Below are 26,505 nucleotides of genomic sequence, written 5' to 3' on the forward strand. Positions count from 1 at the left end.
TATCAGTCACGGGTAGAACAGCGGCTTACGCGTTACCAGACACCCAGTATCGCCAGGTATGCATTTATGAGCATTGCGGAAAGAATCAGACAACACAGCCCCCGGCCGGCCACCCTGAAAAAAGCAGGGCTTTGCACAGCACTGGGCATTGCCCTGCTGGTGCCGGGACTGTCCGGTTTGCAGGCAAAGCTGGATGACTCGGCTATCTACAAGCCGGTCGCGCCCACCATTGACCAGGCCCGGGCCAACATCCTGATTGCCCGCCAGCTTCAGTTCACCCATTTCCGCAACCTGGGCATCAGTGACGAACTTTCTGGCGATGTGTTTGATGCCTACCTGGACTACCTGGACAACCAGCGCGTTTACCTGACCCAGCAGGACATCGACGCACTCTCCAGCGTCCGTAACCGCCTGGGCTCGGCCCTGAAAACCGGCCAGCTGCAACCGGGCTTTGATATCTACAACCTGGTGCAGCAGCGGGTTATCCAGCGCCTGCAGTTTGCCCTGTCGCTGATCGACGAGGGCATTGATAACCTGGACTTCGAAGGCAACGACCAAATCCGCGTTGACCGCTCCCAAGCACCCTGGGAAGCCGACAGCGCGGCACTGGACCAGCTCTGGATCAAACGCATCAAGAACGCGGTGCTGGCCCAGCGCCTGAATGGTACTGAAGATGACGTCATCGAAGACAACCTGCGCCGCCGCTACGAAGGCCAGCTGAAGCGCGCCTACCAGGCCCGCAGCGAAGATGCCTTCCAGGCCTACATGAACGCTTTCACCGGCATGTGGGACCCGCACACCTCCTACTTCTCTCCGCGCACCTCGGAGAACTTCAACATCAACATGAGCCTGTCCCTCGAGGGCATTGGCGCGGTGCTGCAGTCCGACAACGAATACACCAAGGTAGTGCGCCTGGTTCCCGGCGGCCCTGCCTCCAAGCAAGGCCAGCTGCAACCGGCCGACCGCATTGTGTCGGTAGCACAGGAGGGCGAAAAACCGGTCAACGTGATCGGCTGGCGCCTGGATGAAGTGGTGGACCTGATTCGCGGCCCCCGCAACTCAACCGTCACCCTGGAAGTGATTCCGGCCAACGCCTCGGACGAAAGCGTTACCCGCTCGATCGATATCAGCCGGGACGAGGTCAAGCTGGAAGAACAGAGCGCCAGCAAGGAAGTGATCGAACTGGAACGTAAGGGCCAGGACTATCGCATTGGCGTGATCACCATTCCCACCTTCTATGCCGATTTCCAGGCCATGCAGGCAGGTGATCCCAATTACAAAAGCACCACCCGGGACGTTCGCCGGCTGATCAGCGAACTAAAGGAAGACGGCGTCGATGGCGTGGTGATGGACCTGCGCAACAACGGTGGCGGTGCCCTGCACGAAGCCAATGACCTGGTAGGCCTGTTTATCGACAAAGGCCCGACAGTGCAGATCCGTAACGCCAACAACGATGTTCAGGTGCTGAACGACGAAGACCCCACCGTGGTTTACGACGGCCCGCTGGTGGTGCTGGTTAACCGCATGAGTGCCTCGGCTTCGGAAATCTTTGCCGGCGCCATCCAGGATTATGGTCGCGGCCTGGTTGTAGGCTCCCAAACCTTCGGCAAGGGTACGGTACAGGCGGTTCGGCCCCTGAACCACGGCCAGCTGAAGATTACCCAGTCCAAGTTTTACCGGGTATCCGGCGGTTCTACCCAGCATAAAGGGGTGATTCCGGACATCGAGATTCCGTCACGCATCGACAAAACCCGCATCGGCGAAGATGCCCTGGACCACGCCCTGCCCTGGGACCAGATTGAAGCGGTGCCCCATAACCGTTACTTCGACTTCAGCGGCATTATCGATGAACTGCGGGAGCGACATGAAGACCGGTTTGCGACCAACCCGGAATTCAGCCTGTTGCAGAAAGAAATCGAATTCCTTACCCAGCAGCGGCAGATGGACTACGTAAGCCTGAACCACGCCGAGCGGAAGGACCAGCACAGCCAGATTGAAAATACCCGGCTGACCATTGCCAACGCCCGCAGGGAATTGCGCGGTGAAGAGCCGTTCGACACCCTGGAAGACCTCGAGCAATGGCAGGACGAGCAGGCCGCAGACCTGGACACCACCGATGACGAACTGGACTTCGTGATCCGTGAAGGCGGCCACATCATGGCCGACCTGCTGGAACTGGACCAGCGCACCGCCTCTATCCTGTCGCCCACACAGTTCGCGGCCAAAGCCGAAACCCGTTAACCACATGGCAGACACCGACCGGGAGCCAGCCAACCAGGATAGCCAGCAGCGCGCCGCCCTGTTCCGGGACATGCTGCTGGATGCCCTGCACGCCATGCGCTCCATGGACGAAGTGGAAAGCCTGGCAGGACGGGATAACAAGGCCAGGAGCCCGGAAGGCATACTGGAGCGGATAGCGGGATTTACCGGTTCTGCCCTTCGACTCGGCGCCAAGGCCACCGATACCTCCCTGCGGGTAGGCCGCGCGCTGATCAACTCCCAGGATCAGCTGCGGGCCATGCTCACCGCCGGCCAGTCCATGAAAGACATCCGCGAAGTGGCCGGGCTTACGCTTTCGGAAATGAGCGAAGCGCTCAACCTGAAAGACAAGTCCCTGCTGGAAGCCATCGAGAACGGTACGTCTACCCTGTCCTTCGAGCTGATTCTGCGCCTTGCGGCACTGATTGCCCGCAACGATCCTATTCCCTTCATCATGCGCACCACCCGCAACTACAACCCGGAGGTGTGGCAACTGCTGAACGACTGGGGCATCGGGCGCATACCGCTGCAGTTCGAGCGGGAGCGGGAATTTATCAATATTTTCCGGCGCCATGACGATGCCCGCACCCTGTCGGATGAAGGCTTCCGCAAGGTTCTGGAATTCACCCGCCACAGCTTTGAGATGTCCATGCACTTCGTGGAAGAGCAGGAAAAGCAGGTGGCCGACCTGAAAGCAAACCTCCAGGCCGGTCAGGCCAGCGCAGGAAAATCCGGGGCCGGCAAAGACTCAGGCAAATAGTGCCTGCATGGCCGCCAGGTCCGGATTCCGGACGGCGCCCTTCTCGGTTACGATCGCATCAATCAGGCTGGCCGGGGTAACATCGAACACCGGGTTGAACACCTCCACGCCCGCCGGCGCCAGCGCAATGCCCCGAATTTCCCGGACTTCCGTACCTTCCCGCTCTTCAATGGGAATCTGCGCGCCAGACGCCAGGGCCATGTCCACGGTGCTGGACGGCGCCACCACCATAAAACCCACATTGTGATAACGCGCCAGCACCGCCAGGTTGTAGGTGCCGATTTTATTGGCCACATCGCCATTGGCGGTAATACGGTCTGCCCCCACCACAATCCACTTCACCTTACCGCTGGCCAGGATGGCGGCCGCCGCACCATCGGCATTCAGGGTAACGGGGATTTCATCACGGGTCAGTTCCCAGGCGGTCAGCCGGCTGCCTTGCAGCCAGGGGCGGGTTTCATCCGCGTATACCCGTTCCAGCAACTGCTTCTCATGCAAGCGACGGATTACCCCCAGTGCCGTGCCATAACCACCAGTGGCCAGGGCTCCGGTATTGCAGTGTGTCAGCACGGATATGGGCGCCTGTATGTCCATGACCTCCAGCGCATGGTCCGCCATGGCAAGGTTGGCTGCCAGGTCTTCCTCGTGAATACGTACCGCTTCGGCAGCCAGTTGCTCCGCTGCTTCGGGCAAGGACTGGCAGGCCCGGAAGACCCTGCCCATGCGCTCCAGGGCCCAGAACAGGTTTACCGCGGTCGGTCGGGAACGGGCCAGCTCATCCATCGCCCGCTCAATCTCGCCCTGCCAATCGTCAGTACCGGCATGGCGTGCCGCCAGGGCAACTCCGTAGGCGGCACTGATACCAATTGCGGGCGCCCCCCGAACCACCATATCGGCAATACACTGAGCCACGCCGGAAGCGCCCTCCGAGGTAATCCAGTGCTCCTCCCCAGGCAGCAATCGCTGGTCCAGCAGCTCAAGCCGGTCACCATGCCAGCGCATGGCTACAGTGCCCATGAAACGGGAGGAAGGGGAATTGGCCATAAACAGCTCCGCAGGGGGTGAAAAAAACGCAGTATAGCTTTTTCCTACTTCGTTTATACCTCCATTGGCCCGGTGGCCGGGGTAGTTCTGTTGCAGCGGGCTGGTTATACTTCCGAGTTGAATTTTCCGGCACGATCAACCGTGCCAATAGCTGACAAGGCAGGTTAATGACGGCAGACACCATTACTGCGGCCGACACCCGGATCAACGCGCGCTGGCTGATACCCATGGAACCCTTTGGCGTGGTTCTGGAACACCAGGCTGTTATCCTTCAGGGCAGCCGTATTGCCGATGTCCTGCCCCAGAGCGAAGCAGACCAGAAGTTCCGCACCCGGGAAACCATCAACCTGGACCAGCACGTGGTCTTGCCAGGGCTGATCAACCTGCACGGCCACACCGCGATGTCCCTGTTCCGGGGCATGGCCGACGACCTGCCACTGATGACCTGGCTGAACGACCACATCTGGCCGGCCGAAGGCCGCTTTGTCAGCGAACCCTTTGTTCTGGACGGCACCCGCCTGGCCATGGCCGAAATGCTGCGCACCGGCACCACCACCTTCTCGGATATGTATTTCTTCCCGGAAGTGACTGCCCAGGTGGCCCACGACGTTGGCATGCGCGCACAGATCTGCTTCCCCCTGCTGGACAACCCGACGGTGTGGGGCTCCGGCCCGGAGGATTACCTGCGCAAAGGTGCCGACCTGATTGCCCAGTGGCAGCACGACGACTACATCATGCCCGCCATCGGCCCCCATGCACCCTATACGGTGTCTGACCAACCGCTGACGGCAGCCGTTAAGCTGGCAGAGGAAACCGGTGCGGCCCTGCAAATACACCTGCACGAAACCGCCTTCGAAGTGGACGAAGCCGTAAAGGCCACCGGCAAGCGCCCGGTAGCCCGGATGGCAGAACTGGGCGTACTCGGCCCGAACAGCCAGTATGTGCACATGACCCAGATTGACGATTCCGATCTGGAGCATCTGGCCCGGGCCGGAGGGCACATCGTCCACTGCCCGGAGTCGAACCTGAAGCTGGCCAGTGGTTTTTGCCCGGTCCAGAAGCTGATCGACAGCAACATCAATGTCACGATCGGTACCGACGGCGCTGCCAGCAACAACGACCTCGACCTGTTCGGCGAACTGAAAACCGCGGCCATGGTGGCCAAGGTGGTGGCCGGGGATGCTGCCGCCGTGTCAGCACACACCGCACTCAGGATGGCGACCATTAACGGCGCCCGTGCCCTGGGCCGCGACCATGAACTGGGCTCGCTGGTGCCGGGCAAACTGGCCGACCTGATTGCCGTTGATCTCAGCGACCCGTTCCTGCAGCCCGTGTACGACCCGGCCTCTCACCTGGTGTACAGCAACCATGGCCGGGCAGTAAGCCACAGCTGGATTCACGGCGTACCTCAGGTACAGGACGGCCGTTTGACCCGTATCGATGTGCCAGACCTGATGCTGCGTGTCAGCGACTGGCGCAACAAGATTCTCAGTTAATTATCTCAACCAGGTGCACTCCATGAGCAACCAGAACGTAGACCAGAACGAGATTGCCAAGTTTGAAGCACTGGCCAGCCGCTGGTGGGACCCCAGCAGCGAGTTCAAGCCGCTTCACGACATCAATCCCCTGCGCCTGAACTACATCGACGAGCGGGTATCGCTGGCAGGCAAGAAAGTACTGGATGTTGGCTGTGGTGGCGGTCTGCTGTCTGAAGGCATGGCCCTGCGTGGTGCCCACGTAACCGGCATCGACATGGGCGAAGCCCCGCTGAACGTAGCTCGGCTGCACGGCATGGAATCCGGTGTGAAAGTGGACTACCGCCAGACCACCATCGAGGAGCTGGCCCGCGACCCCGACCATGCCGGCCAGTACGATGCCGTCACCTGCCTGGAAATGCTGGAGCACGTTCCGGACCCGGGCTCGGTCATCAAGTCTTGCGCGGCCATGTTGCGCCCGGGCGGCCACCTGTTTGTGTCTACCATCAACCGCAACCCGAAGTCCTTCCTGTTTGCCATTGTGGGCGCGGAATACGTGCTGAACATGCTGCCCAAGGGCACCCACGAGTGGAAGAAGTTTATCCGGCCCTCGGAAATGTCCGACTACCTGCGCCACGCCGGCCTGGATGTGCGGGAACTCACCGGCATGACCTACAACCCGATCACCAAAAGCTACAAGCTGGGCCGTGATGTCGACGTCAACTACCTGATGCACGCGCGGGATATTCGTGAAGACTGACCAGAAACCCTCTGCGGTACTGTTTGACCTGGACGGCACCCTGATCGACACCGCACCGGATTTCATCCGCTGCCTGAACCAGCTGCGCCAGCTCCATAACCTTGAACCGCTGGCGGCCGAGCAAATCCGCCCTTCGGTGTCCAATGGCGCAAGGGCCATGATCCGGGTCGGTTTCGGACTGGAGCCGGAGCATGACGGCTACGCGGAAAAGCACACGGCTTTTCTGGACCTTTACGAGGCGGGCGTAGCGGTAGAAACCACCCTGTTCGAGGGTATGGACTCACTGCTGGAAAACCTGGAAGCCCGGGGCATTCCCTGGGGCATTGTCACCAACAAGCCGGTGCGCTTTGCCGAGCCGCTGGTTCAGGCACTGAGGCTGGCCCAACGTTGCGCCACCCTGATCTGCCCGGACCACGTCAGCGAACGCAAACCACACCCGGAGCCGCTGTTCCTGGCCTGCCAGAGAATTGGTGCTGCGCCGGAACAGGCTGTGTATGTTGGTGACCACGAGCGGGATATCGAAGCCGGCCGTAATGCCGGCATGCGCACCATCGCTGTGCGCTACGGTTACATCGAGCAACCCCGCACGGTTGATCTGTGGCAAGCCGACATCATTGCCGACACCGTCAGCGACCTGGCAAAGCTGTTACAATAAGCCCCTTTTTCGTTCAATCCCGGCACTATTCGGGCCGGAAAACGCCTGAACACGGAGACAGGTTATGCAAGATTACCAGGCACCCGCCGATCTTCTGAAAGACCGCATTGTCATGGTAACCGGAGCCGGCAGCGGCATTGGCCGCGCTGCCGCCAAAGCCTACGCCGCCCACGGCGCCACCGTGATTCTGGTGGGCCGCACCGTAGGCCGGCTGGAAGAGGTCTACGACGAAATCGAAGCCGCCGGCCATCCGCAACCGGCCATTGTGCCGATGAACTTCGAAGGCGCGGCGGTCAAGGACTACGAAGAACTGGCCATGACCATCGAGGAAAACTTCGGTCGGCTGGATGGCCTGCTGCATAACGCCGGTATTCTGGGCTCCCGCAGCCCGGTAGAACTGTACGACCCGGAAACCTGGAACAAGGTGATGCATGTAAACGCCACCGCCCCGTTCCTGCTCAGCCGGGCGATGATTCCGCTGCTGCGCAAATCCGATGATGCGTCGATGATCTTCACCTCCTCCGGGGTTGGCCGGCAGGCGCGGGCCTACTGGGGTGCCTATGCGGTCTCCAAGTTTGCCGTTGAAGGCCTGGCCCAGTTACTGGCCGACGAACTGGATGACGAGCGCCACAACATTCGGGTGAACAGCCTGAACCCGGGTGCGACCCGCACCGGCATGCGCCTGCTGGCCTACCCGGCGGAAGATCCGAAGAGAAATCCGGAGCCGGAAGCCCTGATGCCGGTGTATCTGTATCTGATGGGCAAGGACAGCCGGGGTGTAAACGGCCAGCAAATCGACGCGCAGCCGAAAAAATAATGGAACTGCTGTTTTACACCACCTCCAATTGCCACCTGTGTGAACTGGCAGAAGCCCTGCTGGTGAACACCCCCATGCCGGAGCCCATCCCGGTAGATGTGGTGGATATTGCCCAGTCTGAAGAGCTGGTGGAACGTTACGGCACCCGCATTCCGGTGCTGCGCCGCAGCGACACCGGTGCGGAACTTGGCTGGCCATTTACCAGGGACCAGTTACTGACGTTTCTGCAATGAGGATCCGCTGACATGCTGATGATCATTTCCCCCGCCAAGACTCTGGATTACGAGAGCCCGCTGGCCACGGAAACCTATACCCAACCGGACTACCTGGATGATGCCTGCGAGCTGATCGACCAGCTCAAGGAACTGGAACCCCATCAGGTGAGCAACCTGATGAGCATCAGCGACAAGCTAGGCCAGCTCAACGCCGAGCGCTTCCGCACCTGGCACACACCGTTCACTCCGGACAACGCCCGCCAGGCCATCCTGGCCTTCAAGGGCGATGTGTACACCGGGCTGGATGCCGAAAGCTTCAGTGAAGACGACTTCGCCTTTGCCCAGCAGCACCTGCGCATGCTGTCCGGCCTGTATGGACTGCTCAAGCCGCTGGATTTGATGCAGGCCTACCGGCTGGAAATGGGCACGAAGTTCGAGAACAAGCGCGGCAAAGACCTCTACGCCTTCTGGGGCAGCAAGCTTACCAAGGCCCTGAACGAGCTGCTCGCGGCAGACGACAAGGTGCTGGTAAACCTGGCCTCCAACGAATACTTCAAGAGCGTTCAGAAGAAAAACATTGACGGCCGCCTGATAACCCCTCAGTTCAAAGACTGGAAAAACGGCCAGTACAAGATAATCAGCTTCTACGCCAAGAAGGCCCGCGGGCTGATGTGCCGCTACGCCATCCAGAACCGGATCACCCAGGCCGATGACCTGAAAGGATTCAACCTGGAAGGCTACTACTTCAGCGAAGAACAGTCCGATAACAACAACTGGGTATTCCTGAGGGACGAGCAGTAACCGGCTTGTTCAATCCTGCAAAAATCAGTTTCAGTTGAAATCGGAGTAATCATGAACGAAGCAGTCTTTTCCCAGATCGCCATGCTGGTGTTTCTGACCGGCCTGATTGTCTGGATGGGTTTCATTGTGTGGGACCTGGCCAAGAAATCCCAGGCTGGAAAGTTTGGCACCATCGCCCTGTTCACCGTACTCGGCGCCGGTGTTGTCGGGTTTCTTGTGAAAACCGTCCTGGTCGAAATCATGCAGGTGTGACCAGCCCGTGGTCACTTTACGGCTGCCACCGGGTAGCCGTATCATCCCCTCCCCCTTTTGAAACAAGCAGCTCGCGAGCAAGGATTCAGCCCCATGTGGTTCCGTAACGCCCGGATATTCCGTTTTACCAAGCCCTTTGATATTTCTGCAGAAGAACTGGAAGAAAAGCTCCAGGCCGATGCGTTCAAGCCCTGCGGCCCCCAGGAAACCAACCGGCAGGGCTGGGTACCACCCCTGGGCAAACATGGCGACCAGCTGGTGCACAGCGCCAACGGCTATCACCTGGTTGCCCTGCGCAAGGAAGAAAAGATCCTGCCCGGCCCGGTGGTTAAAGAAGCCGTGGAAGAGCGTGCCGAAGCGATCGAGCTGGATCAGGGCCGCAAGGTACGCAAGAAAGAAAAGGAAGAGATCAAAGAGCAGGTTATGCTGGAAATGCTGCCCAAGGCGTTCTCCCGCAACCGCCGCTGCTTTGCCTACCTGGCACCGCAAGACGGCCTGCTGGTGGTAGATGCCGGCTCGGCCAAGCAGGCGGAAGACCTCGCCTCTGCCCTGCGCAAAAGCCTGGGCTCCCTGCCCGTTCGCCCGCCAGTTGTGGAACAGGCACCGGCCTTTACCTTTACCGGCTGGCTGACCGAAAGCATCGACCATCCGGCCACCATTGTGCTGGGCAGCGAGTGTGAGCTGAAAGACCCGTCAGAAGACGGCGGCGTGGTTCGCTGCAAGGGGCTCGACCTGAAGGCCGACGAAATCCGCAACCACCTGGAAGCAGGTATGCAGGTAACCAAGCTGGCGCTGACCTGGGACGACAACGTCTCGTTCGTTCTGGATGAAGAACTGGGTATCCGTCGGCTGAAGTTCGGCGAAACCCTGCAAGACCAGCTGGATGACGTAGACGCCGATGACGCCATGGCGAAGTTCGACGCGGCGTTCAGCATTATGACCCTGGAGCTGTCGCGCATGATTCCGGGCCTGCTGGAAGCCCTGGGCGGAGAAGATCGCTCCGCCATCGTCGAAGAGTAACCGGAACGGGGGGCTACAGATGCCCCCCTTTCTTTAACCGCTCTCGCTGCCAGTCTTTTTCCGGCTCGTTCAGCACCAGCCGCAAGTCCATCACTTCTTCTTCCGGATTGAACTTGATCTCGAAACCCAGGTGCTCCGCCAGTTGCAGCATCGGGCGGTTATCGGGCAACACGTTGCCGACCATTTCCATGGTGCCCCGGGAACGGCAGTATTCGATCATTTTCTGCATCAGGGCCACCCCCAGTCCCTCGCCTTTCATGCGGTCGTCTACCATCACGGCAAACTCGCAGCGCAGGTTGTCGGCATCGGTCCAGGTGCGCACGGTGCCCAGGGTTTCCTCACCTTCGCCGTCTTGCCTGGGCGCGTTGGCGATGAACACCATTTCCCGGTCGTAGTCGATCTGCACCATCTGGGCCACGTCTTCCCGGGAGAAGTTCTTGCGATACTGGAAGAACCGGTAGCGGATGGACTCCGGTGACTGGTGTTCATGGAACTGGCGGTGGGCCGGCTCGTCTTCGGCCAGCACCGGCCGGATAACCACCCGGCGGCCGGATTTCGGCAGCACAATCCACTCCTCCAGTTCCTTAGGATACGGCTGGATAATGGGCTTGCCGGGGTTCTTGTCCAGGTCTATGGCAATGTTCACGGCCACCGCACCCTGCTCGTTGAACAGCAGCGGAGAAATTTCCAGGCCACGGATCTCGGGAATGTCGATCACGATCTGGGACAGTTTCACCAGCGTCTCGGACACCGCCCGGATATCCTCTTCCGGCTTCAGGCTGTGCTCCTTCAGCAGCTTGTACATATAGGTACGGCGCAGCAGCTCCCGGGCCAGCACCATGTTCAGGGGCGGCAAAGCAATCTGCCGGTCGGTCATGATGTTCACCTGGGCACCGGCGGCGCCGCATACCACCAATGGCCCGAACACATCATCCCGGGTAATGCCCACGCTGAACTCAATTCCACCCACGTGCTGGTATGAGTGCTGAACGGCAAAACCCAAAAAGCCGCTATCCGGGAAATGCTTCTGGTACTCCTCTTCCAGGAAACGGCAGGCATCGATGATAGCCTGTTCGCTGTTCAGCTTCTTTACCGTGCCCTTGTAACGGCGCTGGGTGGGACTGAGGTCCAGGAACGGATGGCACACCTGCTCATGAATCACGGTTACATCGATGGGCCGGCGCTCAACCGAGAACATTTCCAGCACCTCTTCCATGTCGTCGCAGTACATGGTGTCGATGGTGTGCACGCCGTAATCCCGGACAACCCGGCGGGCTTCCCGGCTTAAAAGGTGGTTGCGGCCGTCGCGCAGGGCCTTGGCCACCAGCGCCCGGGTGTTGACCCGGTCAGCAAAGTGATCCGTGAAGGATTCCGGCGTTTCGGTCAGCAGCCGCTGCACCCGCTGGTGGCGAACGTGCTGCATAAAAGCCATCACCGCCTTCTCGGGGTTGAAGAACGATGGCAGCCCGGCCCGGTAGAACTCCTCCCGGGAATCCATCACCGTGCTCTGCCCCAGCCAGCAGGTAAAAATATTCAGCCGCGTGCCCTTGGACGCCTGCACCACCGCATCGGCAATCTGCAGGCTGTCTTGCACCAGGGTGGGCGCGTACATCACCAGCACGTTAGCGACATTCGGGTCCTTCGCGAGGATCTTGATGGCCTTGGCATAGAGCTCCGGCGAGGCATCGTAGTTCAGGTCGATGGGGTTCTTGCGGGTCCAGTACGGCGGCAGCAGTTCCGCCAGGGCATCAATACTGGCCGGGGACAACTCTGCCAGTTCACCGCCCAGGTCTGCCAGGCGATCGACCGCAAGCACCCCCGGCCCCACCCCGTTGCCCATCATCGCCAGGGACTCCCGGCGCAGCGGCCGCATGCGGGTCAGGGTTTCCAGGGCATCAAACATCTGGCCCAGGCCATCCACCCGCAACACACCGGCCCGCTGCAACATGGCGTCGTAAATCGGATCTGTCCTGCGAATCCCCGCCGGCAGTTTGTGGGGGAACCACTCCGACTCCGGCACCCGCCCGGACTTAACCGCAATCACCGGCTTGGTACGGGACGCTACCCGCACCGCAGACATAAAGCGCCTGGGGTTGGGAATGCTTTCAATGTGCAGCAGGATGGCACGGGTCTGGGTGTCCTGGGCCAGGTAGTCGATGAGGTCGTCATGGTCGATATCCATGCCGTCGCCCAGGGTCAGGAAGTAGGAAAAACCCACGCCCCGGGCAAAGGCCCAGTCCAGCACCGAGCTGGCAATGGTGCCCGACTGCCCCACAAAGGCCACACGCCCGGGAATGGCGCCCATGTGGGCGTAGGTGGCGTTCAGGTGCCGGGCCGGCACCATCAACCCGATGGTGTTGGGGCCAAGCACCCGGATGCCGGTTTCCCGGGCGGCATCGCGCACCGAATACATCAACGGCTGCCCGGTTTTACTGTGGGTACGGGACATGCCCCCGGTCATCACGATGGCGGTGCGCACACCGCGCTCGCCCAGCTTGCGCACCATTTTTGGCACGGTATTGGGTGGCGTACAGATAATGGCGAGATCCGGCGTGAAGTCCAGCTTCGACACCTTCTCGACACAGGGCACCCCGTGCACGTTCTCGTATTCACTCTGGTTGACCACCACCAGCCGGCCGGGAAAACCACCACCCAGAAGGTTACGCAGAACCATACCACCCAGGTTATCTGCCCGTTCGGATGCACCGATCACGACGATAGACTCGGGGTTAAACAGGCTTTCCAGATAGCGGGTACTCAACGCGACTCTCCCAGAGTGATACAACAGGCTTCAGGTTAAAAATCCCAGTAATACAGGATGCTTATCAATGTATACCTTATCTTAGATGGTGATTTACTGATGTAAATCGCTGTCACGCCCATTAGACGAAAGAAATACGACACACTTCGGGTATCCCTGATAACATGGTTTCAATAAGAAACAGACTCGGGCACAGACAACACCTATGACCACGGCATTCTTTTCCCACGATGACTGCATGAAGCACAACATGGGCCCCGAACACCCGGAAAGCCCTGAGCGCATATCAAGCATCCTGGCCTATCTTGCAGACACGAACCTGCAGCAGGATCTCGACTGGGTAAGGCCCGAAGAAATCACCCGTGACCAGCTGCTGACCGTACACCCGGAAACCTACCTGCAGCAGCTGGACCTGATGCAACCTACCCGTGGCCGTGTTTTCACCGACCCGGACACCGCCATGATGCCAGACACCCTGCATGCTGCCAGGCTGGCAGCCGGCGGCAACGTGCAAGCGGTAGACATGGTAATGAGCAGCCAGGTAACCAACGCCTTCGTCTGTGCCCGCCCGCCCGGGCACCACGCCGAGCGCACAAAGTCTATGGGGTTCTGCTTCTACAACAACATCGCCCTGGCGGCCATGCGCGCCCTCACCTTCCACCACCTGGAGCGGGTAGCCATTGTCGACTTCGATGTGCACCAAGGTAATGGCACGGTAGATATCGTCAGTGGCGATGAGCGCATACTGATGTGCTCCAGCTTCCAGCATCCGTTCTACCCGCACTCCCACGTGCACCGGCAGGCAGACAACATTGTTAATGCGCCCATCGAGGCCAATTGCAGCTCCACCGAGTACCGCAAGATCGTGGAAGCCGCCTGGCTGAAGAAGCTGCAGGATTTCCGGCCCCAGCTGGTGCTGATCTCTGCCGGCTTTGACGGCCATAAGAAAGACCCCATGGGCGAGCTGAACCTGGAAACGGAAGACTACCGCTGGCTGACGGAAATGCTGGTGAGCGTGGCCCACGACCATTCCAACGACCGGATCATCTCCACCCTGGAAGGCGGTTACCACCTGAAAGCCCTGGCGGAGAGCGTCGCCACCCACCTGGACGTGCTGAACGCGGTTTACTGACATCCGCCTGGAACGGACTGATCAATAGCCGGCACCTTCTGGTATAATCCGCAAAATTTTTGGCTGCTTTGCGGATACTTCCATGACCAGAGAACTGACCATCACCCGCCCGGACGACTGGCACCTGCACGTACGTGACGGCGCTGTACTGAACAGCGTGGTGCCTGCCACTGCAGCCTGTTTCGGCCGCGCCATCATCATGCCCAACCTGGTGCCTCCGGTAACCGATGCTTCCATGGCCATGGCCTACCGTGAACGCATCCTGGCGGCAGCTGCTGATACCGGCTTCAAGCCGCTGATGACACTGTACCTGACCGAAAGCACCACCCCGGAAACCATCCGCGAAGCCAAGGCCGCCGGGGTTATCGCCGCCAAGCTCTATCCGGCGGGCGCCACCACCAATTCTGCCTCCGGTGTCACCGATATCCGCAACATCTACCCGGTACTGGAAGCCATGGCCGATTGCGGCATGTTGCTGCTGGTACACGGGGAAGTAACCGATGCCGACATCGACATCTTTGACCGTGAAAAAGTCTTCCTGGAGCGAGTGCTGGCCCCTACCCTACAGGCTTTCCCGCAGCTGAAAGTGGTACTGGAACACATCACCACGGCAGACTCCGCGGAGTTTGTGCGCAGCCACACCGGTGGCAACCTGGCCGCCACCCTGACGCCACAGCACCTGATGTACAACCGCAACCACATGCTGGTGGGCGGTGTTCGGCCACACCTGTACTGCCTGCCCATTCTGAAGCGCAACAAGCACCAGCTGGCGCTGCGCGAAGCCGTGGCCAGCGGCGATCCGCGCTTCTTCCTGGGGACCGATTCCGCGCCCCATGCCCGCGACAAGAAAGAAGCCGCCTGCGGCTGCGCCGGCTGCTACTCCGCCTACGGCGCTATCGGCCTGTACGCCGATGTGTTCGAAGAACTGGGCATCCTGGACAAACTGGAAGCCTTCGCCAGCTTCAACGGAGCCGATTTCTACGGCCTGCCCCGGAATACCGACACCATCACCCTGGTGCGGGAGCCCTGGACCATGCCGGAGCAACTGCCCCTGGCCGATGGCACCATCGTGCCGCTGAAAGCCGGTGAAACCGTAAACTGGCGCCTGGCGTAAACCCTTTCCATTCACAACACGAACACCGGAGTTCGCGTGTCAGAAGAAAACAAACAGCCACACCCCTTGTCCCAACGCTTTCGCGGCTTTCTGCCAGTGGTTGTGGATGTTGAAACCGCAGGCTTCAACCCCGAGCGGGACGCCCTGCTGGAAATTGCCGCCGTACTGCTGACCATGGACGAAGACGGTTGGCTGCGCCGGGGCGAAACCTTCGTTCAGCAAATCGACCCGTTTGAAGGCGCCAACCTGGAACAGTCGGCCCTGGACTTCACCGGGATTGACCCCTGGAACCCGGAACGGGAAGCCGTGCCGGAGCGTGAAGGCCTGAGCGAGATATTCTCACCCATCCGCAAGGCGGTGAAAGCCTTCGACTGCAAGCGCGCGGTACTGGTGGGCCACAACGCCACCTTCGACCACAACTTTGTGTTTGCCGCGGCACTGCGGGCAGACATCAAGCGCAACCCGTTCCACCCGTTCTCCACCTTCGATACCGCCACCCTGGCAGGGCTTGCCTATGGCCATACCGTGCTGGCCCAGGCCTGCAAACTGGCGGGCATCCCGTTCAGCAACAAGGAAGCCCACTCGGCGGCCTACGATGCCGAAAAAACGGCCGACCTGTTCTGCGGCATCGTCAATCGCTGGAAAGAGCTGGGTGGCTTCCCGCCCCCGCTGATCGAGCCGGAAGAAACCCCGGGCAACTGACTACCGAAAACGAAAAAACCCGCCGAGGCGGGTTTTTTCGTGGCCGGGCAGCCGTTACCAGTGAACGCCTCGCATAATGGCCGCAAACGCCACCTGCTCGGTGGACACTTTCGGCTTTTCACCGGAATTGCTGCCGGCAGCGGCAGGCGAATCCGGGAACATCCGGTAACCGGTGTTCATGATGATCTCGCCCATTTTCGGAGTCAGGGAATGCAGCACCGAGGCAAACACACCCAGGCGAGTGGCAATGCGCTTGGGCCGGTAAACGATGGCATCTGCCACCATTTGTGCGGCTTCGTCCGGTGTCAGCGTGGGCACCGAGTCGTAGATCTTGGTCGGCGCAATCATCGGCGTTTTCACCAGCGGCATGTTAATGGTGGTGAAGGTGACGTTGCGGTCTGACCACTCGGCAGCGGCACAGCGGCTAAAGGCATCCAGCGCCGACTTCGACGCTACATAGGCCGAGAACCGGGGCGCGTTGGTGAGCACACCAATGGACGAAATATTCACCACGTGGCCGCGGCGGCGCTCCAGCATACCCGGTGCGAAGCCCATGATCAGGCGCACAGAACCAAAGTAGTTCAGCTGCATGGTGCGCTCGAAATCGTGGAAGCGGTCGAACGACAGCGCCAGCGACCGGCGGATAGAGCGGCCGGCATTGTTCACCAGCACATCCACCTGGCCGTGGTTATCCAGCACGGTTTTTACAAAGCGGTCGCAGTCTTCCATATCGGAAAAATCGCACTGGTAAGCATGCACCTGGCCACCCTTCGCTTCCAGCTGGGCGGCCACCTCATCCAGGGTTTCCTTTGTGCGGGCGCCAATCACCAGAATGGCCCCGGCTTCTGCCAGCTTCTCGGCGGTGGCCAGGCCAATGCCCGAGGTGGCGCCGGTAACCACGCACACCTTGCCTTCCACGGTACCTTTCAGGGTGCGATCCTTGAACAGGTCCGCGTCCAGGTGGCGTTCCCAGTAATCCCAGAGCACCGGGGCATAGTCCGGCAGGCGCGGCACTTCAATATCGGTGCCCTTGAGTACCCGCTCCAGCTCCCGCGTGTCGAAACGGGTGGGATAATTGATGAACGACATCACCGATGCCGGAATGCCCAGATCCTCCAGCACCGCTCCGGTAATACGCTTCACCGGAGGCAGGTTCTTGATGCTCTGGCGAATGAACGGCGGAATAAATCCGAACATACGGGCGTCGATGCGCATACCCATGCGGGGTGCGTGGCCGGCTTCGCAGAAGATATTGAGAATTTCACCGACTTTATAGGGGTCTGAATCCACCAGGTGGAAACAGTTGCCGTCTTCACCGTCCAGGTGGGCAATGTGATCAAGGGCATTCACCACGAAGTCCACCGGCACAATATTCAGGCGACCGCCTTCAATGCCGATGGTCGGTACCCATTGTGGCAGCGCGTAGCGAATCTTCTGGATCATTTTGAAGAAATAGTAAGGGCCGTCGACCTTGTCCATTTCGCCGGTTTTGGAATGGCCTACCACCATGCCCGGGCGATAGATGCGGAATGGCACCTTGCACTCTTCCCGCACCACTTTCTCGGATTCGTGCTTGGTGCGCAGGTACGGATGATCCAGCTTTTCCGCTTCTTCAAACATGTCTTCGCGGAAAATGCCCTTGAACAGGCCAGCGGCAGCAATAGATGATACGTGGTGGAAATGCTTCGCACCCATGGCTTCCGCGGCCTGCACGGCAGCCCGGGTACCTTCAATGTTGGTGGCGGCCTGGGCTTCTTCGTCGGCGCTCATGTCGTACACAGCAGCCAGGTGGAAAACGTGGTCTACCTTACCCTTCAGGGCCTTCATGGTTTTGGCGTCTATGCCAAGATTCTTGCTGGTCAGGTCTCCGATAACCGCCTTTACCCGGCTGTCATCAACGCCCCAGCGCATACGTAGCTGGTCCAGCTTGTCCTGGGACTGCTCCCGCACCAGCACGTGCACGGTGCCGCCCCGGGCCAGCAGTTTTTCTACCAGAAAACGACCGATAAAACCGGTGCCGCCTGTCAGGAAATAATTCATAAATACTCCATCCTGCCTGTTGCTCTGTTATTGTTTGTTCACCAACGAACCATAAGACTAAAGTCTTAGCCTTGCTCCATTCGCGGGCATTCTACTTATTTGCAATCTTCATGTATCGAACTTTTTTAGAGCTTTTACTCTGTAACCCTTTGTTTTTAATAGAGCCATTACTCTAAAAACCGGATAAATCCCGCTCAGGGAATGTCCGGAATACCGACACACCAGCTTTTCAGATTAGCACAGGATTCGGTCACTGGCGTCGTAACAGCCGGGTTACCAACGGGCAATGCAAGCGGCCGGCAGCAATGCGATAATCAGGAACTTCCAGCGCATCGGCGCATCCAATCACATCAATCTACCAAGGTTTAGCCAAACAGCATGCAGAACGACAACCCCAACACCGAGCGCTACATCGCCATTGCCCGGGCCTGCCTCAAGGCCATTAACGATACCGCCGCCAACAGCGGGAGCCGGGAAGAGAAAATTGACGCCGTCTACCAAGCCATCGATAAGGCGTTCCAGGCCGAATTTACCGAGTACCGCCAAGCCACTGCCATTATGGCCACCGTGCTCGAGCGAATTGCCACCGGTGACCTGGATGCCGAAAAAGCGGCCAGCCTGGCCCGGAAAACCCTGGCCCAGCAGCCTGCGAGCGCCAAGACCGGCCAGATGCACTGACCCCGGATTCCTCCACTGCACCTTCGCCCATTACACAGTAAAGAGGCCCCATGACTGCCGAACGCTCGTTATTCCATAGACTGTTCCGTTTCCAGATCCTGGCCCTGCTTTTTCTGGGTTACCTGTTGCTCAGCCCACTGGCGCTGGCCAGCGTATCGCCTGTTAAAAGCCCCAACGATCCAAACGAATACCGTTACCTGGAACTGGACAACGGCTTGCGAGTGATACTGGCCTCAGACCCGGCCGCCGATAAAGCGGCCGCCTCAATGAACGTAGCCGTGGGCAGCGGCAACGACCCGGCAAACCGTGAGGGCCTGGCCCACTTCCTGGAGCACATGCTGTTTCTCGGCACAGAGAAATATCCGGACCCGGGCGAATACCAGCAGTTCATCCGCAGCCACGGCGGCAGCCACAACGCCTACACCGCCTTTGCAGACACCAACTACTTCTTCGACGTGGAAGGCGAATTCCTGGAACCGGCACTGGACCGCTTCGCACAGCAGTTTTCCCACCCGCTGTTTACCCCAGAGCTGGTAGACCGGGAACGCAACGCCGTGCACTCCGAATACAGCGCCAAGCTGAAAGAAGACAGCCGGCGCCTGTTATCGGTACGTAAAGCCGCCGGCAACCCGGACCACGCCTTCAGCCAGTTTGCCGTTGGCAACCTGAGCACCCTGGAAAACACCGAAGACAACCCCCTGCGGCCAGACCTGATCAAGTTTTGGGAGCAGAACTACTCCGCCAACATCATGACCCTGGCGGTGTATGGCCCCCAGCCACTGGACGAGCTGGAGGCCATGGTGCGCGAGCGTTTTTCTGCCATCGCCAATCGCAACCTGGCAGCCAAAACCCATCCAGAACCGCTGTATGACCTGGCGCGGCTACCGGAAAAAGTCACCGCCCAGACTCTCAAAGACAGCCGCAACATGACCCTGTCTTTCCCGATTCCGTCACAACAGGACAACTACCACACCAAGCCCGCGTCCTACGTGGCGAACCTGCTCGGCCACGAAGGCCACGGCAGCTTGTTTGATGTACTCAAACGAGCCGGGCTGGTAGAAAGCCTGTCTGCCGGATTAGGCATGGACACCGGCGTACACGCCACGCTGGACATCAGCATGTCACTGACCCGGGAAGGCCTGGCCCGGCAGGATGACATACTGGCCCTGAGCTTTCGCTATATCGATAAGGTGCGCGAAAAGGGAGTGACCGAGGCGCGCTTCGATGAAATGAAACAGCTGGCAGTAATCGACTTCCGTTTCCGGGAGCGCAGCGAGCCCATAAGCGAAGCCATGCGTCTGTCGAGCCTGCTGCGGAATTACCCGCCCCGGGATATCCTGAGCGCGCCCTGGCTGATGGAACGCTATGCGCCTGAACAGTACCAGGACATTCTGGACCGCCTGACACCCGACAACCTGATGGTTTGGGTATCGGCCCCGAGCCTGCCCGGTGGCACGCCCCAGCTCACCAACTGGTACGAAACCCCGTGGCAGCGTGAGCCGCTCACCGTACCCGAAACCACCGATAACCAACTGGCGGCACAGCTGGCCTTGCCCGCCGCCAATCCCTTTGTACCGGAGAACCTCGACCTGGTAGCCGGCAACACCATGGAACATCCGGTAAAACTGGGCGAGCTGGACGGGCTGGATATCTGGTACGCCCGGGACACCCGGTTCAATACCCCGAAAGCCAACGTATTTATCAGCCTGCGCACACCCGCTGCCCGGGCCTCCGCCCGCAGTGAGGTGCTGAGCCAGCTTTTGGTGGATGCCATCAACACCAACCTCAACGCCTGGGCCTACTCCGCCAGCCTGGCAGGGCTGGATTACAGCGTGTACCCGCACCTGAGGGGCATCACCATCCGCGTGGGCGGCTATAACGACAAGCTGCACAAGCTGGTGAACCGCATTTTGCTGGAATTCGCTGACCCGCAATTCACCAACCAGCGGTTCGACATCGCGCGCCAGCGGCTGATGGATGGCCTGGAAAACAAGGCCAAGGACCGCCCGGTGCAGCAGACCTCCGAATTTATCCAGACCGCCCTGATTGACGGCACCTATCCGGTTGCCGACAAACTGGCAGCGGCCCGGGAAGTCACCCTGGATGAACTCAAAGCCTTCGGCCGGGAACTGGTGCGCAAGACAGACCCGGTTATGCTGGCCCACGGCAACCTGACCGAAGCCTCCGCCCTGAACCTGGCGCAGCAGGTAAAAGCCATGGTGCTGGATGGCCGGGAGCGCACAACGGTAGAACGCTCCACCATCCGCCAGCTCCCGCAAGGCCAGACTCGCGCCGTGCTGGATGTGGAACACCAGGACACCGGCTACACCCTGTACCTCCAGGGTAACGACACCTCCTACCAGGAACGGGCTCGATTCCGCCTACTTGCACAAATCATCAGCAGCCCCTTCTACGAAGAGATCCGCACCACCCGCCAGCTCGGTTACATCGTGTACGCCACCGCCTTTGAGATGCTGGAAACACCGGCCCTTGGCCTGGTGGTGCAATCACCGGAAGCGGATGCACAAGCCATTGACCAGGCGGTACAGGCGTTTTCAGCAGACTTTGAAGGCCAACTGGCTGAACTGGACGACAACCGCCTGAACCGGGAAAAACAGGCGGTAATCAGTCAGTTGCTGCAGAAGGATCGCCAGCTGGGTGAAGTCTCTGGCCGCTACTGGCGCGAAATCGACCGTAATAACGAAGACTTCGACAGCCGGGAGCAACTGGCAGACGCCATTAGGAAGGTATCACTCGAAGACCTGCAGAAAACCTACCGCAAGACCCTGCTTGATCGGGAGCGCGCGCTGTTGGTAGTTACCGGCAAAGACGGCGAGAACCAGAAGCAGATCCTGGAACAACTGCGTAAGCGGGGGCCTGTGGCCCCTTGAGCCACAAGCCCTTGCTCGCTATCATACCGCCTCTTCTTAAATGCCCCCGTAGCTCATCTGGATAGAGCGTCCCCCTCCTAAGGGGAAGGTAGCAGGTTCGAGTCCTGCCGGGGGTACCACCTTCCCTGCGCCACAATCAAATCCCAACCACCTTTTTCCGGTCCACAATCTGCCCGTCCCGCACAATAAACTCATAATGCGCCGTTTGAACAATCGACCGCACCCGCCTGGGCGTAAACAGCCCCCAACAGGTGGCTCCCGGGTTTCTTACTGACCAGTACTGGATCCCTTCGGAACCGGCTGAACGAAGCTGGGCACCGAGTGCGCGGGCGGCGGAATAATCCTCAGGGTGATAAATGTCGCTGGATTCCGGCAACACCGTTGCGTCGTGAATATCTTCGCCAGCAAAGGTGCAGGCCAGCCCCCGAAATATCAACCGATCGAACTTCAGGCCTTCAATGTTGGCCAGGTACCGACCCTGATGGTACTGCACCTCCGAAAGCGCGGTCTCAATGGTGTCGGCGATGTACAGCATACCGAAATCACCGGTGCTGAACCGGCTTCCCTCCGGTGCAACGTGGGTAAAGGGGGCTGCGGCATAGTGGCAACCAGGAATACCCCAGGGGATTTCGTTCAGGTCGATGTAATTCAGGCTGCCGACTTCCTGCCGGAGCCTGGGGTTGGTCAGTGCCTGCAGGTCGAACAAGTCCTGAAACTCGTCCGCATCCGCTACATCGTTAAAAATGTCGATGGGTGGCAGCCGGGTGTTGATCAGGCGAAAGCCCTTGGTTTTTGGCAGGGTGATGGCGGGTAACTGCGGCACCATTACCAAAGGCCGCCCCGCAGCGAATCAATGCGCCGGAAGGTTTCGTACAAGGCCGCGAAATCACCGCTTTCGATCACCTCCAGCGGAGCCCGGCCATGGAAATACGGATTGTGATTACGCTTGCGCATGAAGCCGTACACGTTGTCCGGGTTCTCGAACACAATGCGCAGGGCCTGGTGCATATTCAGCAGGTAACTGATCCGGGTAAGCTGGTCTCGGTCCAGGCGGGCACTGTCCGGATCATTCCGGTATTTATAGAAGGTGGCTTTGGGCAGGCGGAGAATGGCCTGCATCTGGTCGGCATTGCATCCCCATTTCTCAAGAATATTGAACGCCGCCTTAAGGCCGCTGATACCCATTTTTCGGGCTTCAGCGGGAGACTTTTTCTCTGCCAGTGCACTCATGGCCGGCCTCCTGTAACCAATTCGGCTTCACGCCTGATATTCCCATTCTAGACTCATATTTACAATAAGTCTAAAACGGGAATCCCGGGAGAATTCCGCGTACAGTAAGCCTGCTGCGGCCTGGCGTTCAATTCTGGCCGTAACCGACTACTCTTCGTAGATCATTTTCCGGGTCATGCCGCCATCCACCACAAAATTCTGCCCTGTGATAAATGACGCCTCCGGCGAGATCAGGTAGGCAACCATGGCGGCAATATCCTCCGGGGTGCCCACGCGGCCTGCGGGATGTTGCTGGTGATCTGACGCTGACAGTGGCTCCGGTTTTTCAGTGGTCCCCTGCCAGCCACGGGTATCAATCCAGCCGGGGCTGATGCAGTTCGCACGAATATCCGGGCCAAGGCTTACCGCCAGTGCGTGGGTCAGCGCAACCAGGCCACCCTTGGTTGCCGCGTAGGCCTCGGACTCCGGCTCCGACTGAAGCGCCCGGGTAGATGCCATATTAACGATGGCACCTTGAGCTTTCCGAAGGTGCGGAACCGCGTGTTTGGTCACCAGAAACGGCCCGGTCAGGTTCACGTTCAGGCGGCGCTGCCACTGTTCAAGGCTCAGCTCTTCTACCGGCCCGGTATGGGGATCAGCAATGCCGGCATTATTGATGACTGCATTCAGGCCGCCCGCCCAGTTCACCGTTTGCGAGATTATGCGCTGAACATCCGGCTCGCTCGCCACATCGCCCTGGACAAACAGGATGTCATGCTCTGAACTGGCCGCCAGTTGCTCGCCTGCCATTCGGTCGGTATCACAAAAGACCACCTTCCAACCGGCGGAGGCCAGGTGCAGCACAATGCCCCGACCAATACCCTTTGCCCCGCCTGTTACCAGGGCCACGCTTTGCGCTGATTTCACGTTTAGCTCCAACAGTTCCTGACCTTCACTCCACGGCCGGCGTTGGCCGCACCAGGATTTCGTTCACATCGACATGTGCAGGCTGGGCGACCGCATACATCACCGCATTGGCGATATCTTCGGGCTTCAGCGCGTGGGCCGGGCGTTCGTCAAAGAACGGCGTATCCACCATACCCGGTTCAATCAGGGTTACGCGGATGCCGGAACCACGAAGCTCCTCACGCACACCATAACCAATGGCGGAGACCGCCCACTTGGTGGCGCTGTACATGGAGCCGGGAATGGTGACGCGACCTGCCGCCGAGCCGGTTAACAGCAGATGGCCCTTGCCATCACGCAGGGCCGGCAGGCAATGTTGAATAGTCAGGCCTACACCCAGGACATTGGTCAGAATCATATCCTTCCAGACGTCCGGATCAGCGCCGCTGAACCCGCCTGGCTCACCACCCCGGCCGGCATTGGCAAACACCGCATCAATGCGGCCGAAGGCCTTCAGAGCCTGCTCCACCATGCTTTTCTGGTCTTCGCCGTTCTGTACATCGCACTGAACGGTCAACACCTTATCGCTGCCGCCGAGCTCTTGCTGCAACCCCTTCAGTTTGTCCTCGGAGCGCGCCGCCAGTACCAGGCGATACCCCTGCCGGGCAGCAGCTCGTGCCGTTTCGGCACCAATGCCCGATGAAGCTCCGGTTATCAGCATGACCGGTTGATCTGTCATAAGTGCGCTCTCCTATACTCTGGGCTTTAAAAAATACGGTTATTTGATAATAACTGCAGTCTAACAGCTATTCTTCAAGGGGGTTTTGGCTGAAAACAACGGTAGCGTCGGGTTAGAATGCGGCCTGATCCCGCCACCCGGAACCCTTCATGGCCCGCTTTGATGAAATTGGCACCGCAACCATTCCCGGCAACGGAACCCGTTTGCGATTGCTGCAACGCAATGACGAATTCTCGATCAAGATTGCCGGTGCGCCCGGCGAGCTGATGAACAGCCGGCTGCACGGCTCGGAAGACGCCCTGGCGACCCTTGCCTGTGAACGTATCGCACACCTGCCCGAGCCCCGGGTGCTGATTGGCGGGCTGGGTATGGGGTTCACTTTGGCGGCAGCGTTATCCTCTCTGGGCGACAGCGCCCAGGTGACGGTGGCCGAACTGGTTCCGGAGGTTGAAGCATGGAATCGCGGGCCCTTGGGCGCCGCCGCGGGCTACCCGCTGAACGATGCTCGAGCCAGGGTACACCTTGGCGATGTGGCAGAACTACTCAGGGAGGGTAATGGCAACTGGGACGCCATCCTGCTGGATGTGGACAACGGCCCGGAAGGCCTGACCCGCAAGGAAAATAACTGGATTTACTCGCCGGAAGGCATCGCGGCCGCCCAGAAATCCCTGAGCCCGGACGGCGTTCTGGCCTACTGGTCCGCAGGCCCTGAGCAGGCCTTTACAGAAAGGCTGCGCCGGGCCGGTTTCTCGGTAGAAGCGGTAGTGGTACGAGCCCTGCGCCCGGGCAAAGGCGCAAGGCACACCATCTGGCTGGCCTGGTAGGCTTAAACGGCCCGGTCAGACCGGGCCGTGATCAATCGCCGACAACGCATCATTCACCTGAAACACCTTGGCATTCACCACCGGCACTCCGAAACCTTTAAGGCGGGCCGTATGCATGTCCAGGTACTTCCTGGCGCTGGCACCACCTTCGAACAGATAAATACCGCCAGCCTCCCTGGTTTCCGCATTCTCGGTCCAGATCTTCCAGATAAACCCGGGTTCTTTGGCAATGGATTCCGCCAGCTCTTTCATGGCATCGGCCATCTCCTGCCCGAACGGGCCATCAAAGGGAAAATCCACCTGCAACAATGTTTTCATCTCAGAATCTCCATGACGGGGTCAGACCCCCGGTACATTTCGCCGCAGCAAATGTATTGGGGGTCTGACCCCGGTTGGTTGACCCCGGTTGGTTATCGGCGGGCGGGGATGAACCAGAGGCACACCCGGGCCACCCATCGCAGTATCAGCAACAAGGGTAACAGGATCAGGAACCAGCCGGGCACCTGTATCATCCACGGTGGCACACCGAGGACTTTTGCGGCCCCGGCAAACAGGTCGTTCAGTAATACCGGATGGCGCACGGCTACGTAGGCAAGTGCCGCCACGGCCGGCCACTTGGCATAGCCGATCATGGTTGATGCCATCTGCCCCGCCCTGGCCAAACGGGAGCCATAGGCAGCTGAGCGTGCGGTTACGGTGGTTGCCCGGGCGGTGGTGGCCGCAGCCCGACCGGCTTTGAGGAATTTTACCGCGCTGCCGATCACTACGGCATCCACCGCTGCCCAGCCAAGATCACTGGCACGGATGGGCTGGTCGGTTCGGTACCGGGACTCCAGGGTGCGAATGCCGCTGGTGAAAAACCGGGTAACGCCTTCGGTAATACGTTCGGTCCAGATCCATTCAATGCTGCCATCCGGCGCCACCACAAACTGGCCGGTGAAATCCTGCCCTTCCTTGTTGGCAAAGTTCACTGCGTACCAGGCCCGCTGCTCGGGAGTGAGGGTTTGTCGGGTTCCGGCTACCCGGTTCAGCATCTCGATGGAACTGACCGGGTTGCGGTAGAAATGGATAACCGGCGGAATCAGGTATTCGCCGTGGGTTTTCAGGGCTTCCTGGAACTCCGGTTCTTCACCGAACAGTTCCAGTAATTGGCCGGTGTGTTCAGGATAAACCTGCAAGGCCGCCTGCGCCTTTAACAGCAGCAGGCGATCACTCCGATAATCCAGCAGTGTGGCCTGCACCGGCAGTGGTTCTACAAGTACCTGCGAATCTGCCCCGAACACTTCCTGGGAATGCAGGCGCACCAGTCGTTCTTCAACCGGCTGTGGCTGCAGCCGAAGCGCCACCAACACGGCAACCACGAGCGCTATCACCGCCAGCCAGGGCCAGCTCCGGCGGCGAGGGGTTCTGAACAGCACGGGCTCCGGCATTCGCCACTCCTGCTACTGCGA

At 59.7% G+C, this 26,505-nt stretch carries 25 protein-coding genes and 1 tRNA gene; 17 read left to right on the forward strand and 9 right to left on the reverse strand.

The genetic code is table 11. From position 1 onward, the window contains the following. Positions 1-66: 66 nt before the first annotated feature. Together Q668_RS10825 and Q668_RS10830 are read left to right on the forward strand one after the other, a co-directional pair. Positions 67-2,241: a carboxy terminal-processing peptidase gene (locus tag Q668_RS10825; protein ID WP_022989624.1), complete on the forward strand. Its 2,175-nt coding sequence runs from the start codon at positions 67-69 to the stop codon at positions 2,239-2,241. Positions 2,242-2,245: 4 nt separating this feature from the next. Further along, positions 2,246-3,019 (forward strand): helix-turn-helix domain-containing protein, encoded by a 774-nt coding sequence (locus Q668_RS10830; protein WP_022989625.1) that lies wholly within the window; start codon positions 2,246-2,248, stop codon positions 3,017-3,019. Here Q668_RS10830 and mtnA read toward each other — a convergent pair. Then, positions 3,008-4,063, reverse strand: coding sequence for an S-methyl-5-thioribose-1-phosphate isomerase (gene mtnA / locus Q668_RS10835; protein WP_022989626.1), 1,056 nt, complete (start codon positions 4,061-4,063; stop codon positions 3,008-3,010). The genes Q668_RS10830 and mtnA overlap by 12 nt on opposite strands. Before the next feature lie 167 nt (positions 4,064-4,230). On the opposite strand from mtnA, the gene Q668_RS10840 reads away from it, so the two are divergent. From Q668_RS10840 to rdgC, 8 genes are all read left to right on the forward strand, one after another. Then, positions 4,231-5,559, forward strand: coding sequence for a TRZ/ATZ family hydrolase (locus tag Q668_RS10840; protein WP_022989627.1), 1,329 nt, complete (start codon positions 4,231-4,233; stop codon positions 5,557-5,559). A 22-nt stretch (positions 5,560-5,581) separates the two neighbouring features. Beyond that, positions 5,582-6,298: a bifunctional 2-polyprenyl-6-hydroxyphenol methylase/3-demethylubiquinol 3-O-methyltransferase UbiG gene (gene ubiG / locus Q668_RS10845; RefSeq protein WP_022989628.1), complete on the forward strand. Its 717-nt coding sequence runs from the start codon at positions 5,582-5,584 to the stop codon at positions 6,296-6,298. After that, a complete protein-coding gene (gene gph, locus Q668_RS10850; RefSeq protein WP_022989629.1) occupies positions 6,288-6,953 on the forward strand; it encodes a phosphoglycolate phosphatase in 666 nt (221 codons plus the stop codon). The genes ubiG and gph overlap by 11 nt, the downstream gene beginning before the upstream one ends. Positions 6,954-7,017: 64 nt before the next feature. After that, positions 7,018-7,770, forward strand: a complete 753-nt coding sequence (locus Q668_RS10855; RefSeq protein WP_022989630.1) for a YciK family oxidoreductase — start codon at positions 7,018-7,020, stop codon at positions 7,768-7,770. After that, positions 7,770-8,003: a glutaredoxin family protein gene (locus Q668_RS10860; protein ID WP_022989631.1), complete on the forward strand. Its 234-nt coding sequence runs from the start codon at positions 7,770-7,772 to the stop codon at positions 8,001-8,003. Before Q668_RS10855 ends, Q668_RS10860 begins: the two co-directional genes overlap by 1 nt. Before the next feature lie 12 nt (positions 8,004-8,015). After that, positions 8,016-8,786 (forward strand): peroxide stress protein YaaA, encoded by a 771-nt coding sequence (gene yaaA / locus Q668_RS10865; RefSeq protein WP_022989632.1) that lies wholly within the window; start codon positions 8,016-8,018, stop codon positions 8,784-8,786. 51 nt (positions 8,787-8,837) lie between these two features. Continuing rightward, positions 8,838-9,038: a DUF2788 domain-containing protein gene (locus tag Q668_RS10870; RefSeq protein ID WP_022989633.1), complete on the forward strand. Its 201-nt coding sequence runs from the start codon at positions 8,838-8,840 to the stop codon at positions 9,036-9,038. Between the two features lie 93 nt (positions 9,039-9,131). Then, a complete protein-coding gene (gene rdgC / locus Q668_RS10875) occupies positions 9,132-10,058 on the forward strand; it encodes a recombination-associated protein RdgC (protein ID WP_022989634.1) in 927 nt (308 codons plus the stop codon). Positions 10,059-10,071: 13 nt separating this feature from the next. On the opposite strand, the gene Q668_RS10880 is transcribed toward rdgC, so the two are convergent. Continuing rightward, positions 10,072-12,819, reverse strand: coding sequence for a GNAT family N-acetyltransferase (locus Q668_RS10880; RefSeq protein ID WP_022989635.1), 2,748 nt, complete (start codon positions 12,817-12,819; stop codon positions 10,072-10,074). A 205-nt stretch (positions 12,820-13,024) separates the two neighbouring features. Between Q668_RS10880 and Q668_RS10885 the strand changes: the two genes are divergently transcribed. The 3 genes from Q668_RS10885 to rnt all read left to right on the forward strand — a co-directional run bounded on the left by Q668_RS10885 (position 13,025) and on the right by rnt (position 15,767). Beyond that, on the forward strand, positions 13,025-13,951 hold the full coding sequence (locus Q668_RS10885; protein WP_022989636.1) for a histone deacetylase family protein: 927 nt from the start codon (positions 13,025-13,027) through the stop codon (positions 13,949-13,951). 82 nt (positions 13,952-14,033) lie between these two features. Beyond that, the gene (pyrC, locus tag Q668_RS10890) at positions 14,034-15,065 is read left to right on the forward strand and encodes a dihydroorotase (RefSeq protein WP_022989637.1); all 1,032 of its coding nucleotides are present in this window, start codon (positions 14,034-14,036) and stop codon (positions 15,063-15,065) included. Between the two features lie 36 nt (positions 15,066-15,101). Next, positions 15,102-15,767: a ribonuclease T gene (rnt, locus tag Q668_RS10895; protein ID WP_022989638.1), complete on the forward strand. Its 666-nt coding sequence runs from the start codon at positions 15,102-15,104 to the stop codon at positions 15,765-15,767. A gap of 54 nt (positions 15,768-15,821) precedes the next feature. Here the strand turns inward: rnt and Q668_RS10900 are convergent, their stop codons facing one another. Further along, positions 15,822-17,807 (reverse strand): SDR family oxidoreductase, encoded by a 1,986-nt coding sequence (locus tag Q668_RS10900; RefSeq protein WP_022989639.1) that lies wholly within the window; start codon positions 17,805-17,807, stop codon positions 15,822-15,824. A 378-nt stretch (positions 17,808-18,185) separates the two neighbouring features. On the opposite strand from Q668_RS10900, the gene Q668_RS10905 reads away from it, so the two are divergent. The 3 genes from Q668_RS10905 to Q668_RS10915 all read left to right on the forward strand — a co-directional run bounded on the left by Q668_RS10905 (position 18,186) and on the right by Q668_RS10915 (position 21,495). Next, positions 18,186-18,485, forward strand: a complete 300-nt coding sequence (locus tag Q668_RS10905) for a hypothetical protein (RefSeq protein ID WP_022989640.1) — start codon at positions 18,186-18,188, stop codon at positions 18,483-18,485. Positions 18,486-18,535: 50 nt separating this feature from the next. After that, positions 18,536-21,376: an insulinase family protein gene (locus Q668_RS10910; RefSeq protein ID WP_022989641.1), complete on the forward strand. Its 2,841-nt coding sequence runs from the start codon at positions 18,536-18,538 to the stop codon at positions 21,374-21,376. 42 nt (positions 21,377-21,418) lie between these two features. Further along, positions 21,419-21,495: transfer RNA gene (locus tag Q668_RS10915), tRNA-Arg, on the forward strand. A gap of 17 nt (positions 21,496-21,512) precedes the next feature. Here Q668_RS10915 and Q668_RS10920 read toward each other — a convergent pair. From Q668_RS10920 to Q668_RS10935, 4 genes are all read right to left on the reverse strand, one after another. After that, on the reverse strand, positions 21,513-22,202 hold the full coding sequence (locus tag Q668_RS10920) for an RES family NAD+ phosphorylase (RefSeq protein ID WP_022989642.1): 690 nt from the start codon (positions 22,200-22,202) through the stop codon (positions 21,513-21,515). Continuing rightward, a complete protein-coding gene (locus tag Q668_RS10925; RefSeq protein ID WP_022989643.1) occupies positions 22,202-22,606 on the reverse strand; it encodes an antitoxin Xre-like helix-turn-helix domain-containing protein in 405 nt (134 codons plus the stop codon). The genes Q668_RS10920 and Q668_RS10925 overlap by 1 nt, the downstream gene beginning before the upstream one ends. A gap of 147 nt (positions 22,607-22,753) precedes the next feature. Next, the gene (locus Q668_RS10930) at positions 22,754-23,512 is read right to left on the reverse strand and encodes an SDR family oxidoreductase (RefSeq protein WP_036219771.1); all 759 of its coding nucleotides are present in this window, start codon (positions 23,510-23,512) and stop codon (positions 22,754-22,756) included. A 25-nt stretch (positions 23,513-23,537) separates the two neighbouring features. Beyond that, positions 23,538-24,230 carry an SDR family oxidoreductase gene (locus tag Q668_RS10935; protein ID WP_022989645.1) on the reverse strand — a complete coding sequence of 231 codons (693 nt, stop codon included), beginning with the start codon at positions 24,228-24,230 and terminating at the stop codon, positions 23,538-23,540. 149 nt (positions 24,231-24,379) lie between these two features. Here Q668_RS10935 and Q668_RS10940 point away from each other — a divergent pair, with 149 nt between their 5' ends. Further along, positions 24,380-25,054 (forward strand): spermidine synthase, encoded by a 675-nt coding sequence (locus tag Q668_RS10940; protein ID WP_022989646.1) that lies wholly within the window; start codon positions 24,380-24,382, stop codon positions 25,052-25,054. Positions 25,055-25,069: 15 nt separating this feature from the next. Here the strand turns inward: Q668_RS10940 and Q668_RS10945 are convergent, their stop codons facing one another. Then, positions 25,070-25,372 carry a monooxygenase gene (locus Q668_RS10945; protein WP_022989647.1) on the reverse strand — a complete coding sequence of 101 codons (303 nt, stop codon included), beginning with the start codon at positions 25,370-25,372 and terminating at the stop codon, positions 25,070-25,072. 92 nt (positions 25,373-25,464) lie between these two features. Then, positions 25,465-26,484 carry a hypothetical protein gene (locus Q668_RS10950; protein ID WP_022989648.1) on the reverse strand — a complete coding sequence of 340 codons (1,020 nt, stop codon included), beginning with the start codon at positions 26,482-26,484 and terminating at the stop codon, positions 25,465-25,467. Between the last annotated feature and the right edge of the window lie 21 nt (positions 26,485-26,505).

Origin of the sequence: Marinobacter sp. ES-1 (assembly GCF_000475255.1) — a bacterium.
Classification (GTDB): Bacteria; Pseudomonadota; Gammaproteobacteria; order Pseudomonadales; family Oleiphilaceae; genus Marinobacter; species Marinobacter vinifirmus.

Excerpts from the sequence above, each read along its gene's own strand:
- Q668_RS10925 (WP_022989643.1), bottom strand. The coding sequence starts at position 22,606 with ATGAGTGCACTGGCAGAGAAAAAGTCTCCCGCTGAAGCCCGAAAAATG.
- yaaA (WP_022989632.1), top strand. The coding sequence starts at position 8,016 with ATGCTGATGATCATTTCCCCCGCCAAGACTCTGGATTACGAGAGCCCG.
- Q668_RS10950 (WP_022989648.1), bottom strand. The coding sequence starts at position 26,484 with ATGCCGGAGCCCGTGCTGTTCAGAACCCCTCGCCGCCGGAGCTGGCCC.
- Q668_RS10870 (WP_022989633.1), top strand. The coding sequence starts at position 8,838 with ATGAACGAAGCAGTCTTTTCCCAGATCGCCATGCTGGTGTTTCTGACC.
- mtnA (WP_022989626.1), bottom strand. The coding sequence starts at position 4,063 with ATGGCCAATTCCCCTTCCTCCCGTTTCATGGGCACTGTAGCCATGCGC.
- Q668_RS10885 (WP_022989636.1), top strand. The coding sequence starts at position 13,025 with ATGACCACGGCATTCTTTTCCCACGATGACTGCATGAAGCACAACATG.
- pyrC (WP_022989637.1), top strand. The coding sequence starts at position 14,034 with ATGACCAGAGAACTGACCATCACCCGCCCGGACGACTGGCACCTGCAC.
- Q668_RS10900 (WP_022989639.1), bottom strand. The coding sequence starts at position 17,807 with ATGAATTATTTCCTGACAGGCGGCACCGGTTTTATCGGTCGTTTTCTG.
- Q668_RS10860 (WP_022989631.1), top strand. The coding sequence starts at position 7,770 with ATGGAACTGCTGTTTTACACCACCTCCAATTGCCACCTGTGTGAACTG.
- Q668_RS10830 (WP_022989625.1), top strand. The coding sequence starts at position 2,246 with ATGGCAGACACCGACCGGGAGCCAGCCAACCAGGATAGCCAGCAGCGC.
- rdgC (WP_022989634.1), top strand. The coding sequence starts at position 9,132 with ATGTGGTTCCGTAACGCCCGGATATTCCGTTTTACCAAGCCCTTTGAT.
- ubiG (WP_022989628.1), top strand. The coding sequence starts at position 5,582 with ATGAGCAACCAGAACGTAGACCAGAACGAGATTGCCAAGTTTGAAGCA.
- Q668_RS10935 (WP_022989645.1), bottom strand. The coding sequence starts at position 24,230 with ATGACAGATCAACCGGTCATGCTGATAACCGGAGCTTCATCGGGCATT.
- Q668_RS10945 (WP_022989647.1), bottom strand. The coding sequence starts at position 25,372 with ATGAAAACATTGTTGCAGGTGGATTTTCCCTTTGATGGCCCGTTCGGG.
- Q668_RS10840 (WP_022989627.1), top strand. The coding sequence starts at position 4,231 with ATGACGGCAGACACCATTACTGCGGCCGACACCCGGATCAACGCGCGC.
- Q668_RS10825 (WP_022989624.1), top strand. The coding sequence starts at position 67 with ATGAGCATTGCGGAAAGAATCAGACAACACAGCCCCCGGCCGGCCACC.
- Q668_RS10920 (WP_022989642.1), bottom strand. The coding sequence starts at position 22,202 with ATGGTGCCGCAGTTACCCGCCATCACCCTGCCAAAAACCAAGGGCTTT.
- Q668_RS10905 (WP_022989640.1), top strand. The coding sequence starts at position 18,186 with ATGCAGAACGACAACCCCAACACCGAGCGCTACATCGCCATTGCCCGG.
- Q668_RS10855 (WP_022989630.1), top strand. The coding sequence starts at position 7,018 with ATGCAAGATTACCAGGCACCCGCCGATCTTCTGAAAGACCGCATTGTC.
- Q668_RS10940 (WP_022989646.1), top strand. The coding sequence starts at position 24,380 with ATGGCCCGCTTTGATGAAATTGGCACCGCAACCATTCCCGGCAACGGA.
- Q668_RS10910 (WP_022989641.1), top strand. The coding sequence starts at position 18,536 with ATGACTGCCGAACGCTCGTTATTCCATAGACTGTTCCGTTTCCAGATC.